Source organism: Aurantimonas manganoxydans SI85-9A1 (assembly GCF_000153465.1).
Classification (GTDB): Bacteria; Pseudomonadota; Alphaproteobacteria; order Rhizobiales; family Rhizobiaceae; genus Aurantimonas; species Aurantimonas manganoxydans.
This window is the reverse complement of sequence record NZ_CH672387.1, coordinates 2,816,555-2,831,526: the sequence shown is the minus strand read 5'-3', so window position 1 is coordinate 2,831,526 and position 14,972 is coordinate 2,816,555. Positions and strand designations below refer to the sequence as shown.

Sequence of the window (14,972 nt, the reverse complement as noted above, 5' to 3'; positions counted from 1 at the left end):
CCTGTCATCCTAGGTGAGGAGCGACGGATTGCTAGGGTTGGCGAACGAAGGACGGCGATGCGTTTCGAGAAACTGATGGTGCGCATTCTGCATGGCGTGCATGTGGTGGCACGGCCCATGACCCTCGGCGTCCGCGGTTTCGTCTTCGACGACGCGGGGCGGATCTGCCTCGTGCGACACACCTATGTCTCGGGCTGGTACCTGCCCGGCGGCGGTGTCGATCCCGGCGAGACGGCGGCGGAGGCGATGACCCGCGAGGTGCGAGAGGAGGCGGGGATCGTACTTTCGGACGAGCCGGAGCTGGTCTCGGCCCATTTCAACCGCAACGCCTCCAACCGCGACCACGTGCTGCTCTATCGCTGCGGCGCGTTCCGGCGCGAGGCGAACTACAAGCCGGGCGCCGAGATTGCCGAGATGGGGTTCTTTGCGCCCGGCGAGCTGCCGGATGGCACCACCAATGCAACCCGGCGTCGTCTCGCCGAACTGGCCGGCGAGACGACGCGCGATCCCTATTGGTGAACGGCCAGCCGCTCGCGCCCGTGCGGCACGGTGAGATCCTGCTTCGGACCGACAGGAATGATGCCGGTCGGATTGATCGTCGCGTGGCTGGAATAGTAGTGGCCCTTGATATGGTCGAAGTCGACCGTCTCGGCCACGCCCGGAACCTGATACAGTTCAAGCATGTATTTGAAGAGGTTCGGGTAGTCTCTGATCTGCTGCAGATTGCATTTGAAGTGCCCGAAATAGACCGGGTCGAACCGGATCAGCGTCGTGAACAACCGCCAGTCCGCCTCGGTCGGCGCGGCGCTGGCGACGAGGTAGCGCTGCTTCGACAGCAACGCCTCGAGCCGATCGAGCGCATCGAAGAGTTGCTCGAAGGGCTTCTCGTATGCCCGCTGCGTCGTCGCGAAGCCGCATTTGTAGACGCCGTTGTTGACGTGGTCGTAGACGTCCGCGTTGATCGCATCGATGTCGTCCCGCAGCTCGTCGGGTGACAGGTCGACCGAGGCATCGCCATAGGCGTCGAAGCCGCGGTTCAGGATGCGCAGGATTTCGGCAGACTCATTGTTGACGATGGTCCCGGTCTGCTTGTCCCAGAGGACCGGCACGGTCACCCGCCCGGTGTAGTGCGGGTCGGCTTCCAAGTAGATCTCATAGAGCCGCTTCTTGCCGAAGATCGGATCGGGAATTGCCCCGGGACGGTCGGAGAAGACCCAGCCTTCCTCGCCCATGTGGTAGTCGACCACCGACAGGGAAATCACGTCCTCTAGCTTCTTCAGCTTGCGGGCGATCAGCGTGCGGTGGGCCCAGGGGCAGGCGAGGGAGACGTAGAGATTGTAGCGGCCAGGCTCGGCCTTGTAGCCGGTCTGGCCGTCCGGGCCGGGCGATCCGTCGGCGGTGATCCAGTCGCGAAAGCTCGTGGTCGAGCGCTGGAAGCTGCCACCTGTCGATTTCGTATCGTACCATTTGTCCTGCCACTGGCCGTCTACGAGCAGTCCCATTGGCGATCTCCTTCGGTTCGGGTTCGCCAGACTAACCGAAGTGGCACCGGCCCGTTCCTGTGGCAGCCGCGACGCAGCGTCAACGATCGGGCACCAACCGGCCGGATGGGCTCCGGCTGGACCTTCCCGGATCGCAGTGCTAACCGGATTGCCAGGATTGAGGAGCGCCCGATGATCATCCGCCGACGACGACACAGGATCTGCGCGAACGCGCACTGACCGTCGTCGTTTGCCGGTATCCCGATCAGCCGATGGGAGCCCAGCGAGCGGCGCTGACGCCCGCCCGACCTGGAATGCCCGTCATGCTTGCCCTTTCCGACGTCCGGTATCTGCCGGAACACCCTGACCACCATGCCTCTATCGATGCCATCGCCGCCGAGGCGTTCGGCCCTGGTCGCTTCACCCGCGCCGCCGAGCGTGTTCGCGAGATGGCCCGCCATGCGCCGGGGCTCTCCTTCGTCGCCGAGCACGGCGGGGCGATCATCGGTTCGGTCCGGCTGACCCCGATCGCGATCGGCGACGCGCCGTCGCTGATGCTGGGGCCGCTCGCGGTCCGGCCTGCCTTCAAGAACCGTGGCGTCGGCAAGGCGCTGATGCAACGCGCCGCGACGGCAGCCCGCGAGGCGGGCGAGAACTCGATCATCCTCGTCGGCGATCCGCCCTATTACGCGCCGCTCGGCTATCGCCCTCTGCCGCGCGGCTCGGTGATCATGCCGGGGCCCGTCGATCTGGCCCGGCTCCTGGGCCTCGAACTGATCGCAGGCGCGTTGGCTGAAGTGAGGGGTACGGTGGGAGCTCGGCGGGACTGAACAGAACCGGGTCAGAGGCGCGGTGCGCGGGCAGGTGCCGGAAACAATGTCCTCGGGCGCGGCGACCGGCGCCTCTGCATCGCGCTCGGCTCACGCAGCCGCGAGTTTGCCGTGCGATTCCGGCTTCTGCGGTTTGCCGTAAAGGCCGATATTGGCGTCGCCCCACTGTTTCAGCGCCCGCAGGATCGGCTCCATGCTGCGGCCGAGCGGCGTCAGGCTGTATTCGACCTTCGGCGGCACCTGCGCATAGATCTTGCGGTCGATGAGGCCGTCTTCCTCCATCTCCCGCAGCTGGTTCGTCAGCGTTCGTGGCGTGATGCTGACGAGATGCCGCTTCAGTTCGCCGAACCGCAACGTTCCGTCCAGCAGGTGGAACAGGATCACCGACTTCCACTTGCCGTCGATCAGCCCGATCGCCGCCTCGACGAAACAGCCCGGGGTGCAGTCGAACCGGGAATGCCGGACCTTCGCCATGGTGGTATCCTATTTGATACTAGTGGCGTCATTTGTGCGTATTGCTGTCACGCAAGCATAGAGACATCTTCGGCCCTGTTCAATCGGATGGTGTGACGGAGCAGGATGATGAAAGCGATTGCGTACAGGAATGCCGGAGCGATCGATCGGCCGGACGCGCTGGTCAACGTGGAACTCGACCGGCCCGTTCCGGCGGGCCGCGATCTTCTTGTCGAGGTCCGCGCGATTTCGGTCAACCCGGTCGACTACAAGATCCGGGCCAATGTCGATCCGGACGGTGCGTGGAAAGTGCTAGGCTGGGACGCGGTGGGCCGCGTCGTCGAGACCGGCGAATCCGTCGCGGGCTTCAAGGTCGGCGACGACGTCTACTATGCCGGATCGCTGGTGCGTCCCGGGGCCAACAGCCAGTTCCATCTCGTCGACGAGCGCATCGTGGGACACAAGCCGGCCTCGCTCTCCGACGCCGAAGCGGCGGCGCTGCCGCTGACCGCGATCACGGCGTGGGAAATGCTGTTCGACCGGTTCGACCTGACCCGGAAGGTGCCGGGCTCGGCGAACGCCATCCTGATCATCGGCGGCGCCGGCGGGGTCGCCTCGATCGCCATCCAACTGGTTCGGGCCCTGACCGACCTGACGGTCATCGCCACGGCGTCACGTCCCGAAACCCGCGACTGGGTCATGGATCTCGGCGCGCACCATGTGATCGATCACAGCAAGCCGCTGGCCGACGAGATCAAGGCCCTCGGCATCGGTTCGCCCGGCTTCGTCTTCTCGACCAACGGGACCGCCGACAATCTGGACGCGATCGTCGAACTGATCGCGCCGCAGGGACATTTCGGCCTGATCGACGACCCCGAGGCGCTGAACGTCTCGGCCTTCAAGCAGAAGTCCGTGTCCACCCACTGGGAGTTCATGTTCACCCGATCGATGTTCGAGACCGCCGACATGGACGAGCAGGGCAAGCTGCTGAACAACGTCGCCGAGCTGATCGACACCGGCAGAATCCGCACGACGCTCGGCGAGGTGATGACGCCGATCAATGCCGAGACCCTGAAGGAAGCACATCGCAAGTCCGAAGCCGGCCGGGCCAAGGGCAAGATCGTGCTCGAAGGTTTCTGACAGCTTCGATTTCGAACGATTGTCTACCCCTCAGCGACGCCCCGACCGGATAGTCCTCGTTTGTCCGGGCGGGGCAGATCTGCCGTTTGCCAACGCGCATGCGTCCCTACGACAATGCAGTCCAATGCGCGGTGGCTCCCGTCAGAAGTCACGTTCGATGGCGGTGAGCAGGCGGAAGCGTAGCTTGCCGCCGCCGTTCAGCGAGATCACGAACCGCACGTCGCCGTGCTCTGCGGTCCTGGCGAAGCCGGCCAGCGTGCTGACGCCGGAGAAGGTGCCGGTCTTGTAGCGGGAGCCCGCACGGGTCTTGCGCAGGAGCTCGGCGTGGGGCGCGAAATGGCCCAGCACGCGGGCGAGGCCGCGCGCCGTGAAGCTATTGTCGCGGCTGATGCCCGAGCCCTCCACCAGTTGCATGGCGTCGGGCACGTCATGCGCGGCGAAGATCTCGCGCGCGACACGGATCGATTTTCCGAGACTGACCGGTCCGCCTTCGCGCTGCGCACCGATTTCTAGAAAGACCTGGTTGGCGATGTAGTTGTTCGAGCCGATCAGCATCTGCCGCAGGATTTCCGCAAGATCGCGCGACTGCTCGTGCACATAGACCGGTGTCAGTCCGGCGGCGACCGGTCCGAGCGATATCTCGCCCTTCACACTGCCGCCGGACCGCTCGATGAAGGCGGCGAGCAGCTCACCCGCATAGCGGATACCGATGCTCGGATCTTCCTGGGTCAGGCTGATCCGGCTGCGACCGTTGGGGCCGCGCGCACGGAACTGGCTGATGGCGAGCGGCGTGATCGGTGTCTGCTCCTCGGCCGACCGGACCGTCTTGCCATTGCGACGGGCGTTGATCGTGTTGAAGTTGACGGCGAGCGCCGAATTCAGCGCGTCGTAGGCTTCGTCGGTGGCCTCGATCCCCGGGATGCGGAGCTCGGCGGGATAGTAGCTCGCATCGACCACGATGCCGGTGAAAGGCTCCGTGCCGGTTTCGTCGAGGAGCTTCGGCGCGAGCACGGCGAGTTCCTCGGAAACCAGGAACGGGTCGCCGCCGCCGCGCACATACAGCACCCTGTCGTCGCCGAGATAGAACTGCGTCTTGAAGCGATAATCGCCGCCCAGCTCCTCCATCGCCAGCCACGCCGTGACGAGCTTGGCGACCGACGCCGGGACGAAGGGCTGGTCGGCGTTCTGGGCAAGCAGCTCGTTGCCGTCTTCGTCCAGCACGAACACCAGCCCGGAGGGCGCCAGGGACGCGATCCTGTCCTTGACGTCAGCGAAGGCCGGGGCTTGCAGCAGAAGCACCGCGAAGACCGTGGCAAGCAGACGAAACCACATGGCGGCTCCAGCATGTTCGGCGTGTCGACGTGTTCCCACACTAGAGGTGCCGAAGCGTTAGGCAAGGCTCTCGACAGAGACGCAGCCCTACCGGCCCTCGCGATACCAGGTCGCCGACAGCGCCATGAGGAGCACGGCAAGGCCGAGGAAGCCGGCGAAGAGGGGCGTACGGTCGACGCCGCGCAGTACGGTCTCGTCGGTGGTCTTCAGGCCGATCCAGTCGCGGCCGTCGGCATTGGCACGGCCGCTGACCGGCACGACCCGCGGGACGGACAATTCGCCGTCACCATCGGCCACCCGGCGCACGCTGCCGCGGGTGGCGTCCGAAAGCGGCTGCAGCTTGTCGCCGGTGGAGATGGCTTCGCGATATTCGCGCGGATTGACCGGACCGACATTGGCCAGCGCCCGCAGATCGTCGTTGGCCGCCTGGAACAGGCCGAGTTCTTCGGTCTCCAGCACGCCTTCGTAGCGGCCGGCGCCCACCTCGTTCAGCGGCAGGGTGACCGCCTCGCCGGACGGCGTCAGGACGGTTGCCGGGCCGGGGGCATCGCCGATGGTCTGGCGCGTGACGACGAGGTCGGAACCGCGGGCCTCGGCGTCCAACGCCTCTTCCTCCAGTTCCGGCTCCTTCATCAGCCAATGGGCAAGGCGGCGGAACAGGGCGACATGCGGGCCGCCGCCTTCGAAACCGCGCGACCAGAGCCATTCCTGATCGGACAGGAGAAGCGCGATGCGGCCTTCGCCGACCCGGTCCAGCACCAGCAGCGGCTTGCCGTCCGGCCCGTCCATCACCGTTTCGCCCTCTGACTCGCTCACGTCGATCGAGCGGAACCAGCGGCTCCAGTCCGGCGGCTCGCTGGCCGAGCCGGGCAGGTTGCGCGTCACCGGATGCTTGCGGCCGATCTCGGAGATCTGCGGCCGGAAGGCGCTCTGTTCGATGTCGCCCGTTGGCAGGGCCGGCAGGATCGACTGCAGCGGGGTGCGGGCGACGCTTTCCTGGCTGGCATATTCCGGGCCGGAGGCGATCAGCATTGCGCCGCCATTCTGCACATACTGGGCGATGTAGTCGAAATAGAGCGACGGCAGCACGCCGCGCTCCTGATAGCGGTCGAAGATGATCAGGTCGAAATCGTCGATCTTCTCGACGAAGAGCTCGCGCGTCGGGAAAGCGATGAGCGACAGCTGGTCGATCGGCGTGCCGTCCTGCTTTTCCGGTGGCCGCAGGATGGTGAAATGCACCAGATCGACGGCCGCGTCGGATTTCAGGAGATTGCGCCAGGTGCGCTCGCCGGCATGGGGTTCGCCCGAGACCAGCAGCACCCGCAGGTTCTCGCGAATGCCGTCGACCACCGCGATCGCGCGGTTGTTGACCGGAGTGATCTCGTTCGGGGCGCGGGCGGCGACGAGTTCAAGGATGTTCTTGCCGGCGCGGGGGAGCTGGAAGACGAACTCCGCATCGCCGCCGGGGCGCACGCTCTCCCGGGAGATCAGGTCGCCATTCAGGAAGACCTGCACCTCGACCGGCCGGTCGGAGGCGGCCGGGCCGTCATCGAGGACGCGGTAGCGCAGCCTCTGGTCCTCGTCGACCAGACCGAAGCGCGGGCTGGTGGTGATCTCGATCCGGCGGTCGAACTCGTCCGGCTGACCGGTGATCAGCCCATGGACCGGCGCGTCAAAGCCGAGCGCCTGGGCTTCGGCCGGAATGTCGTGGATCTGGCCGTCCGTCACCATGATGGCGCCGGCAACGCGGGCCGGCGCGACATCCTTGAGTGCGCCGGAGAGGGCGCCGAACAGAGCCGTGGTGGCGCCGTCGGTGGGCGAGGCGCCGGAGCGGGCCTCGACGGTGCGCACCTGGAATTCGGGATAGCGGGCGAGGCTCTCCTTCAGCGCCGCTTCCGTGGCGTCGGCCTGCGCGTTGCGCTCGCCGATGGTCTGGCTCTGGCTGCGATCGACCACGAGGGCGACGACGCTCTTCAGCGGATCACGCTCTTCCTGCAGCACCACCGGGTTCATGATCGCCAGCAGCAGCGCCGCGATGGCGAGGATGCGCACCAGTGCGCCGCGGATGCGCGCGACCACCAACGCCAGCGCGAGCAGCACCGCCGGGACCGCGAGAAGGGCGATCACCGTCCAGGAGAAGAACGGCGCGAAATCGACCGACCAGTTCATTGGCCCAGCCTTTCCAGCAGAGCCGGGACATGCACCTGATCGGCCTTGTAGTTGCCCGTCAGGACGTACATCACGATGTTCACGCCCGCCCGATAGGCATATTCGCGCTGGGCGGGATCGGCGGAATCCGTCGGGAACAGGAACAGGCCCTGGCTGTCGACCGCCCAGGCGCTGGCGAAATCGTTCGACGTGATCATGATCGAGGAGACGCCGTCACCGCCGCGCGCCGGCCGCGCACCACCTTCGCTATCGCGCACCAGCGATTCCACCCAGAGCTGGGAGCCGGTGTGGCGGCCGGGGAAGTCGTCCAGCATGTAGAAGGCCTTGGTCAGGACGTGGTCGGTCGGCACCGGATCGAGCGGCGGCACGTCGAGATCGGCGAGGATTTCGCGCAACCGGCGCTGACCGGCAGACACGTTGCCGCTGGACAGGCCGGAGATCGGGTCGTCGGCCACGTCGAACAGCACCGTGCCGCCCTGCTTCATGTAGGCATCCATGCGGCCGATCGCGGTTTCACTCGGCATCGGCGCGCTGGCGTCGATCGGCCAGTAGATGATCGGGAAGAAGGCGAGTTCGTCGGCGGCGATGTCGACGCCCATCGGCTCGCCCGGCTCCAATGCCGTCTTGGCGGTGATGAATTGCGACAGGCCGGCCAGGCCCTGGCGCGAGATCTCGTCAGTCGCTTCGTCGCCGGTCAGCACATAGGCCAGATGCGTCGTTTCCGTCGCCCGGATCGCACGCTCGACATCGACGTCGTGGTCCGCGACCTGCTCGGTGGATGGCGTCGGTGCCGGCTCCTGTGCGCGGGCGTCCGGGACCGTGGCGATCAGTCCAATCGCGGCAATCGCGAGGATCGCCGGGAGCGCGCCGGCACGGCCGCGCGAAAAGCTGCTGCCGATGCGGGTCGCGGCACCGTTCAGCCAGAGCAGAGCCAGCGCGTCGAGGGCGAAGAGGACGAGGGCGGCGGCAAACAGCCAGGGCGCCAGGTCGACTGAATTCTCGCCGCCATAGCCGCGCGCCTCGACCGGCGCACCGAGATCCAGCGCCGGCAGGGGCAGCAATTCGGCGTCGGCCGGCAGGAGGTTGTGGGCGAGATAGCCTTCCTCGCTGCCATAAAGGCCCGGCGGGTTTTCGCGTGTTACCGGCTGGTCGCCATCGGCGACGGGCTGCAGCGGCTGGACGTCAGCTCCGGGGCTGGTGAGGCGGCCCTGACCGTCGAGCACGCGATAGGGCGGCAGGCTGTCGGCGGCGGTGCGGCCCTCGCTGGGGCCGGCACCGGCCCGCGACAGCGTGACGATCCGCCGCAGCATTTCGACGAAGGCACCCGAGATCGGCAGGTTCGACCAGGTCGCCTCGGCGGTGACGTGGAACAGGACGATGGTGCCGGCGCCGACCGTCTCGGCTGTGACGAGCGGCGTGCCGTCGGCAAGGCTGGCCCATGTCCGCTCGGACAGGTCCGCCGCCGGCTCGGCGAGGATCTGGCGGGTCACGGTGACGTCTTCCGGGACGGCGATCCCGGCAAAGGGTTCGTCGTCGGGCATCGGCGCGATCTTCTGGGGCTCGGACCAGGACATGGCGCCGCCGAGCTGGCGTTCGCCCGTGCGCAGGCGCACCGGCACCAGCGTGTCGTCGCCAGGCGCGGCAGCAAGGCGCGGGCCGGCAAAGCGCAGGAGATAGCCGCCATCCTCGACGAAGCCCTGCAGCGCCTCGCGGGCGTTGTCGGGCAGGATGCCGATATCGGCCAGGACGATGACCGAGGGCCGCCGCGCGATCAGCGCAGGGATAGATTCGGACAGATTGGCGCTCTGCGGTCGCACGAGATCGGCAAAGGGCTCCAGCGCCCGGGTGATGTAGTAGAGCGGCGACAGCAGCGGCTGGGCGAGGTCGGAGGATTCGCCCGACACCAGCGCGACGCGCCGGCGACGGAAGCTGTCGTCGACCAGCCGCACGGCACCGGCGGTCTCGGCGCCGTCGACCTCGAGCCGGGCGATGTCGTTGCGCAGTTCTACGGGGATGGCGAAGCGGGCTTCGGCGCTGGCCGATCCGGCAGCGAAATCGAGCGATGTGCGACCGATTTCGCGCTCCTGCGCGTCGATCGCGCGAACGGCGAAGCTGCGCGTTTCGGCCGCTGCGCCTGGACGGACGGCCTGCACGACGAGCGCTTCCGTCGAATTGTCGGCGCCGGTGAGGCCGACGAGGCCGCCGACGTCCGGCGCATAGACGATGGCCTGCGACGGGGTGAGGGCGGCAAGGCTGCGGCTGGCGGCGTCGGTTCCCTCGGCATCGAGACCGTCGGCGACGAAGGCCAGCGAGCCGATGTGGTTGCCCGCAAGCGCGGTCGCGATGCGCTCGGCTGCGGCTGCGCGGTCGGTGGGAATAGGACGCGGTGCTGCCGCGGCGAGGCGCTCCAGCGCGGCATTGGCTTCGACGGGCGTCGCGTCGTCGGACTGGCCCTCGGCCGTGAAGGCGAGGGAGACCGGGCGCCCGGCTTCGCCGGCTTCACGGATCAGCCCTTCGGCGGCCGTCCGCCGTACGTCGAAATCGCCGCCGCTCGCCCAGCCATTGTCGACCAGCAGCGCCAGCGGTCCGGTACCGGTCAACTGGCCTTCGCGCGGATTGAGGGTCGGGGCGGCGAGGGCGAAAATGATCAGCGCCGCGAGCAGCAGGCGCAGCAGCGTCAGCCACCACGGACTCTTCGACGGCGTCTCCTCGCGCTTCAGCACCCGTTCCAGGATGCGCAACGGCGGAAACGGTTCCATCTGCGGCCGCGGCGGCGTCAGCTTGAGGAGCCACCAGATCGCTGGCAGGGCCAGAAGCCCGAACAGCACCAGCGGTGCGCCGAAGGAGAGGGCGAGCCCGCCGATCATGCCGAGGCTCCCGCTGCGCGCGGCGCGACGGCCTGCGGTGCGCCGCTCAAGCGCCCGTGGACAGCCACCAGCGCTTCGGAGGCCAGATGGTCGGTGCGGTGGGGAATGAAGCTCCAGCCGAGCCGGCGGCAATGCTCGGCGATGTGCTCGCGGCGCGCCCGGTAGACGGTGGCGTATTTCTCGCGCAGCGTCTCGGCACGTCCTGCCGTCAGCGTCGCGCCGGTCTCGGGATCGCGGAATTCGGTCCGGCCGGCATAGGGGAACATCTCCTCCGCCGGATCGGAGATCATCACGATGTGGCCGCGAATGCCGCGCCGGCCGAGCTGGTCGATGCGCGCCACCACCTCGTCGACCGGATCGAGAAGATCGCTGACGATAACCAGTTCGGTGAAACGCTTCAGCCGGTCGTCCGGCGGAAAGGGGTCGTCGGGGCGCCGGGACAGCAGCGCGCCGGCGATCCGCTCGGCGGCATTGCGCGCGGAGATCGGATCGACGACGCCCGGATAGCCGATGCGCTCGCCCGAGCGCGACAGGATTTCGGCGAGGGCCAGCACGATGACCAGCGCGCGCGATTCCTTGGAGACCTGGGCGGCACTCGACATGAAGCGCATGGACTGCGACGGATCGGCCCACAGCCATACGGTCTGGGCAGCTTCCCACTCGCGGTCGCGCAGATAGACATGGTCGTCGCGGGCCGAGCGGCGCCAGTCGATGCGCGAGACCGGCTCGCCTTGCACAAAGGGCCGGAACTGCCAGAAATTTTCGCCGACGCCGCGCCGCCGCCGGCCGTGCCAGCCGGCGATGACCGTCGATACCACGCGCCGTGCCTCGACCAGAAGGTCGGGCATCAAGGCGGCGCGCTGGCGCGAACGGGCCAGCGCGTCCGGTGCGGCGGTGAGGTCGACGGTGGAGCCGATCGGCATGCTGGACCCTGCCTCTACGCCGCGTCGCGCTTCAGCGCGCCGATGACGTCGCGGACATTCATGCCCTCGGCGCGGGCCGAGAAGTTCAGCGCCATGCGATGCTGCAGGATCGGCTCGGCCAGCGCCATCACGTCGTCCACCGACGGCGCGAAGCGCCCGTCATAGAGGGCGCGGGCGCGCACACAGGTCATCAGCGCCTGACTGGCACGCGGGCCGGGCCCCCACGCGATGTGGGCGTCGGCCTCCTTGTGGCCGTTGCCCGGCCGGGCCGACCGCACCAGTCGCAGGATCGCATCGACGACGTTCTCGGCGACCGGCAGGCGCCGCACCAGCGTCTGGATCTCGCGCAGGCGGTCCGACGTCATCACCGGCTCGGCGACCTGATCGGCGCCGCCCGTGGTCTCCAGCAGGATGCGGCGTTCCGATTCCAGATCGGGGTAGAACACGTCGACCTGCATCAGGAAGCGGTCGAGCTGGGCTTCGGGCAGCGGATAGGTGCCCTCCTGCTCCAGAGGGTTCTGGGTCGCCAGCACATGGAAGGGTTTGGGCAGATCATGCCGTTCGCCGGCGACGGTCACGTGGTATTCCTGCATCGACTGCAGCAGCGCGGACTGGGTGCGCGGCGAGGCGCGGTTGATCTCGTCGGCCATCAGAAGCTGGGCGAAGACGGGCCCCCTCACATAGCGGAACGACCGGCGGCCAGTTTCGTCCTGGTCCATCACCTCGGTGCCGACGATGTCGGAGGGCATCAGGTCGGGTGTGAACTGGATGCGGCGGGCGTCGAGACCGAGCGACAGCCCGAGCGTGTCGACCAGCTTGGTCTTGGCAAGGCCAGGAACACCGACCAGCAGCGCATGCCCGCCGGAGAGGATCGCGATGAGGCTCTGCTCGACGACGCTTTCCTGGCCGAAGATGACCCGCCCGACGGATTCGCGAACCCGTGCGATGTCGGTCAGTGCCGTTTCCGCCAGCCCCACGATGGCGTCCTCGCTGAGGGTCTCCTCCTCGGGTTTCATCATCGTCATCGGGACGGTCTCCGTCAGGTATCGAAGGGAAATGGCCAGATCAGCGTCGATGTGCGATGGCCGTCGCACGGCCGCTTCCACTCATCAAATCGGCCACCGGGACTCCTGGCAAGCTGGCGAGGAGCAACTATTTCGTGACTGCGAAGGCCGGCCAAAATAAGACGAATCCCGATCGGAGGACCCATTGCCGCACCAGCCCAGCGACATGCAGGACGACGCAACAGGAACCGTGCCGAGCGATGCCGGCGCCAGCCTCGCGGCTCTTGTCGCCCGTGCCGAGCGTGCAGGCAAGGGCGCACCGCCGGTGGATCGGTGGGAACCGGAGTTCTGCGGCGATATCGACATGGTGATCCACGCCGATGGCCGGTGGAGCTACAATGGTTCGCCGATCGGCCGCGCCGCTCTGGTACGCCTGTTCTCCACCGTCCTGCGCAAGGATGTCGACGGGCGCACCTATCTCGTCACCCCTGTGGAAAAGCTCGGCATCACGGTCGAGGACGCGCATTTCCAGGCCGTCGAGATGAATCGCGAGATCCATGACGGGGAGCCGCTTCTGACGTTCCGCACCGATGTCGGCGACATCTGCGCCGCAGGGCCGGAGAATCCCCTGCGCCTGACCATCGGGCCGAACGGCGAGTTTCGCCCCTATGTCACGGTGCGCGGCCGGCTGGAGGCGCGACTGACCCGGGCGTTGGCCTTCGACCTTGCCGACCATGTGAAGACCGACGGTGAACGCCAGTTCGTCCGCTCAGGCGGCGCGACCTTTGACATAGCCGCATCGCAGGCCGGGTCCTGACCGTGCTAGCCGACGACCGGCCCGGACGGGGTGTCGCCGATGACGCGCATGCCGGGCGCTATACCGACTTCACCACGGCCGATCTGCGGGCGCGGATCGCCGCGCGCGGCTGGGCCGGCGATGCCGCGCCGACCCGCGAATATGGCGATCATCTGCTGAACCCCGATCTCGTCCAGCTGATGGAGCGCGACCGGGCGCGGGAGGCCGCGGTGCTGGTGCCGATCGTCGACCGGGGCGAGGGCGCCACGGTGATCCTGACCACCCGCACCGCGCATCTGCGCAAGCATTCGGGTCAGATCGCCTTTCCGGGGGGCTCGGTCGATCCGGAGGATGTGTCGCCGGAAGCCGCCGCGATCCGGGAAAGCGTGGAGGAGATCGCTCTCGATCCGCAGCATGTGGAACCGGTCGGCCGGTTGCCGCGCTACCTGACCACGACAGGCTTCCGCATCACCCCCGTCGTCGCGATCGTGCGGCCGGGTTTCAGCCTCGTCGCCAATCCCGACGAGGTGCAGGACGTCTTCGAGGTGCCGCTCGGCTTCCTGATGAGCGAAGCGAACCACCGCGAGGAAAGCCGCATCTGGCAGGGCATCGAGCGGCGTTATTATGTGATGCCCTTCGGCGAGCGCTTCATCTGGGGCGTCACCGCAGGCATCATCCGCACATTGTACGAAGGACTTTACGCATGACCGCCACGACGATCGAGGCAGACTGGCTGACGACGCCAGGCCTGCAGACGCTGCTGGCAACCCTGTCGGCCGATGGCGAGGAGGCGCGGATCGTCGGCGGCGCCGTCCGCAACTCGGTGCTCGGCCATCCGGTGAGCGACATCGACATCGCCACCACGACGCTGCCGGACGAGACGGTGCGCCGCGTGGAGGCGGCCGGCTTCCGGGCGGTGCCGACCGGGATCGAGCACGGCACCGTGACCGTCGTGACGCCTGAGCATGCCTACGAGGTCACGACCCTTCGCCGCGACATCGAGACCGACGGCCGCCACGCGGCCGTGCATTTCGGTCGCGACTGGAAGGCCGATGCCGAGCGCCGCGACTTCACGATCAACGCGCTCTATGCGCGTGCCGACGGCAGCATCGTCGACCTCGTTGGCGGCATCGAGGATCTCGGAAGTCAGGCTCTGCGCTTCATCGGCGATTCGGAGACCCGCATCAGGGAGGATTATCTGCGCATCTTGCGCTTCTTCCGCTTCTTCGCCTGGTACGGGAAGGGCCGGCCGGACGCCGCTGGCATCCGGGCTGCGACGCGCCTGAAGGACGGGCTCGACGGACTGTCGGTCGAGCGGGTCTGGACCGAGCTGAAGAAGCTCCTTGCCGCACCGGACCCGTCCCGTGCGCTGCTGTGGATGCGGCAGACCGGCGTCCTGACCCGAATTCTGCCGGAAAGCGAGCGCTGGGGGATCGACGCGATCCATTCGCTGGTGGAGAGCGAGGGAGCCTTCGGCTGGGCACCCGATCCGATGCTGCGGCTCGCGGCCATCGTGCCGCCGGACCCGGCGCGCCTGACCCAGATGGCCGAACGGTTGAAGCTGTCCAACGCCGACCGCGATCGCATCGTCGGCTTCGCCATCGCCGAACCGGCGAAGCCGGAAGAGAGCGACTCCGCCTTTCGCACCCGGCTGTATTTCGGGGATGGGGTCGCGATCGCCGACGGGCTGCGGCTCGCCGTCGCATCGGCGCGCGGCAAGGCGGAGTCTTCGCGCGAGACGCTCGATGCCATCGCTAGGCTGACCGGCCAGCTGGAGATCGTCGCTACCTTCGCGCCACCTGCCTTTCCGGTCAGCGGCGAGGACCTGAAATCGGCCGGCATCGCGCCGGGCCCAGAGATGGGGAAGACCCTCGACAGGCTGCGCAAGCTCTGGGCGAGCAGCGGCTTCGTTCTCGGGCGCGAGAGCCTGCTCAAACGGGTCTGACACGGCCCGCGGCATCCACCGACAAAAAAAGC

At 67.6% G+C, this 14,972-nt stretch carries 13 protein-coding genes; 6 read left to right on the top strand and 7 right to left on the bottom strand.

All coding sequences use genetic code 11. From position 1 onward, the window contains the following. Positions 1-57: 57 nt before the first annotated feature. On the top strand, positions 58-519 hold the full coding sequence (locus SI859A1_RS13380) for an NUDIX domain-containing protein (protein WP_009210273.1): 462 nt from the start codon (positions 58-60) through the stop codon (positions 517-519). On the opposite strand, the gene SI859A1_RS13375 is transcribed toward SI859A1_RS13380, so the two are convergent. Further along, positions 510-1,502 carry a glutathione S-transferase family protein gene (locus tag SI859A1_RS13375; RefSeq protein WP_009210272.1) on the bottom strand — a complete coding sequence of 331 codons (993 nt, stop codon included), beginning with the start codon at positions 1,500-1,502 and terminating at the stop codon, positions 510-512. The two genes, SI859A1_RS13380 and SI859A1_RS13375, sit on opposite strands and share 10 nt — an antisense overlap. 302 nt (positions 1,503-1,804) lie before the next feature. Here SI859A1_RS13375 and SI859A1_RS13370 point away from each other — a divergent pair, with 302 nt between their 5' ends. Beyond that, complete coding sequence (locus tag SI859A1_RS13370; protein WP_148233845.1) at positions 1,805-2,311, top strand: GNAT family N-acetyltransferase; 507 nt, start codon at positions 1,805-1,807, stop codon at positions 2,309-2,311. Positions 2,312-2,401: 90 nt separating this feature from the next. Here the strand turns inward: SI859A1_RS13370 and SI859A1_RS13365 are convergent, their stop codons facing one another. Beyond that, positions 2,402-2,785, bottom strand: coding sequence for a winged helix-turn-helix transcriptional regulator (locus tag SI859A1_RS13365; RefSeq protein ID WP_009210270.1), 384 nt, complete (start codon positions 2,783-2,785; stop codon positions 2,402-2,404). Positions 2,786-2,893: 108 nt separating this feature from the next. On the opposite strand from SI859A1_RS13365, the gene SI859A1_RS13360 reads away from it, so the two are divergent. Then, positions 2,894-3,904, top strand: coding sequence for a zinc-binding alcohol dehydrogenase family protein (locus SI859A1_RS13360; protein ID WP_040326557.1), 1,011 nt, complete (start codon positions 2,894-2,896; stop codon positions 3,902-3,904). A 141-nt stretch (positions 3,905-4,045) separates the two neighbouring features. On the opposite strand, the gene SI859A1_RS13355 is transcribed toward SI859A1_RS13360, so the two are convergent. From SI859A1_RS13355 to SI859A1_RS13335, 5 genes are all read right to left on the bottom strand, one after another. Next, positions 4,046-5,236, bottom strand: a complete 1,191-nt coding sequence (locus tag SI859A1_RS13355) for a D-alanyl-D-alanine carboxypeptidase/D-alanyl-D-alanine-endopeptidase (RefSeq protein WP_148233844.1) — start codon at positions 5,234-5,236, stop codon at positions 4,046-4,048. An 87-nt stretch (positions 5,237-5,323) separates the two neighbouring features. Continuing rightward, entirely contained in the window at positions 5,324-7,405 is a 2,082-nt protein-coding gene (locus SI859A1_RS13350) for a membrane protein (protein ID WP_009210267.1), read from the bottom strand. Next, positions 7,402-10,272 (bottom strand): DUF4159 domain-containing protein, encoded by a 2,871-nt coding sequence (locus SI859A1_RS13345; RefSeq protein WP_009210266.1) that lies wholly within the window; start codon positions 10,270-10,272, stop codon positions 7,402-7,404. The genes SI859A1_RS13350 and SI859A1_RS13345 overlap by 4 nt, the downstream gene beginning before the upstream one ends. Continuing rightward, positions 10,269-11,195: a DUF58 domain-containing protein gene (locus tag SI859A1_RS13340; protein WP_009210265.1), complete on the bottom strand. Its 927-nt coding sequence runs from the start codon at positions 11,193-11,195 to the stop codon at positions 10,269-10,271. The genes SI859A1_RS13345 and SI859A1_RS13340 overlap by 4 nt, the downstream gene beginning before the upstream one ends. A 14-nt stretch (positions 11,196-11,209) precedes the next feature. Then, positions 11,210-12,220, bottom strand: coding sequence for an AAA family ATPase (locus tag SI859A1_RS13335; RefSeq protein ID WP_009210264.1), 1,011 nt, complete (start codon positions 12,218-12,220; stop codon positions 11,210-11,212). Between the two features lie 205 nt (positions 12,221-12,425). Here SI859A1_RS13335 and SI859A1_RS13330 point away from each other — a divergent pair, with 205 nt between their 5' ends. The 3 genes from SI859A1_RS13330 to SI859A1_RS13320 are packed head-to-tail and all read left to right on the top strand — an operon-like array spanning position 12,426 to position 14,940. Next, complete coding sequence (locus tag SI859A1_RS13330; RefSeq protein ID WP_050767540.1) at positions 12,426-13,016, top strand: DUF1285 domain-containing protein; 591 nt, start codon at positions 12,426-12,428, stop codon at positions 13,014-13,016. Between the two features lie 2 nt (positions 13,017-13,018). Beyond that, positions 13,019-13,702: a CoA pyrophosphatase gene (locus SI859A1_RS13325; RefSeq protein WP_009210262.1), complete on the top strand. Its 684-nt coding sequence runs from the start codon at positions 13,019-13,021 to the stop codon at positions 13,700-13,702. Continuing rightward, complete coding sequence (locus SI859A1_RS13320; protein WP_009210261.1) at positions 13,699-14,940, top strand: CCA tRNA nucleotidyltransferase; 1,242 nt, start codon at positions 13,699-13,701, stop codon at positions 14,938-14,940. Before SI859A1_RS13325 ends, SI859A1_RS13320 begins: the two co-directional genes overlap by 4 nt. Positions 14,941-14,972: the final 32 nt, after the last annotated feature.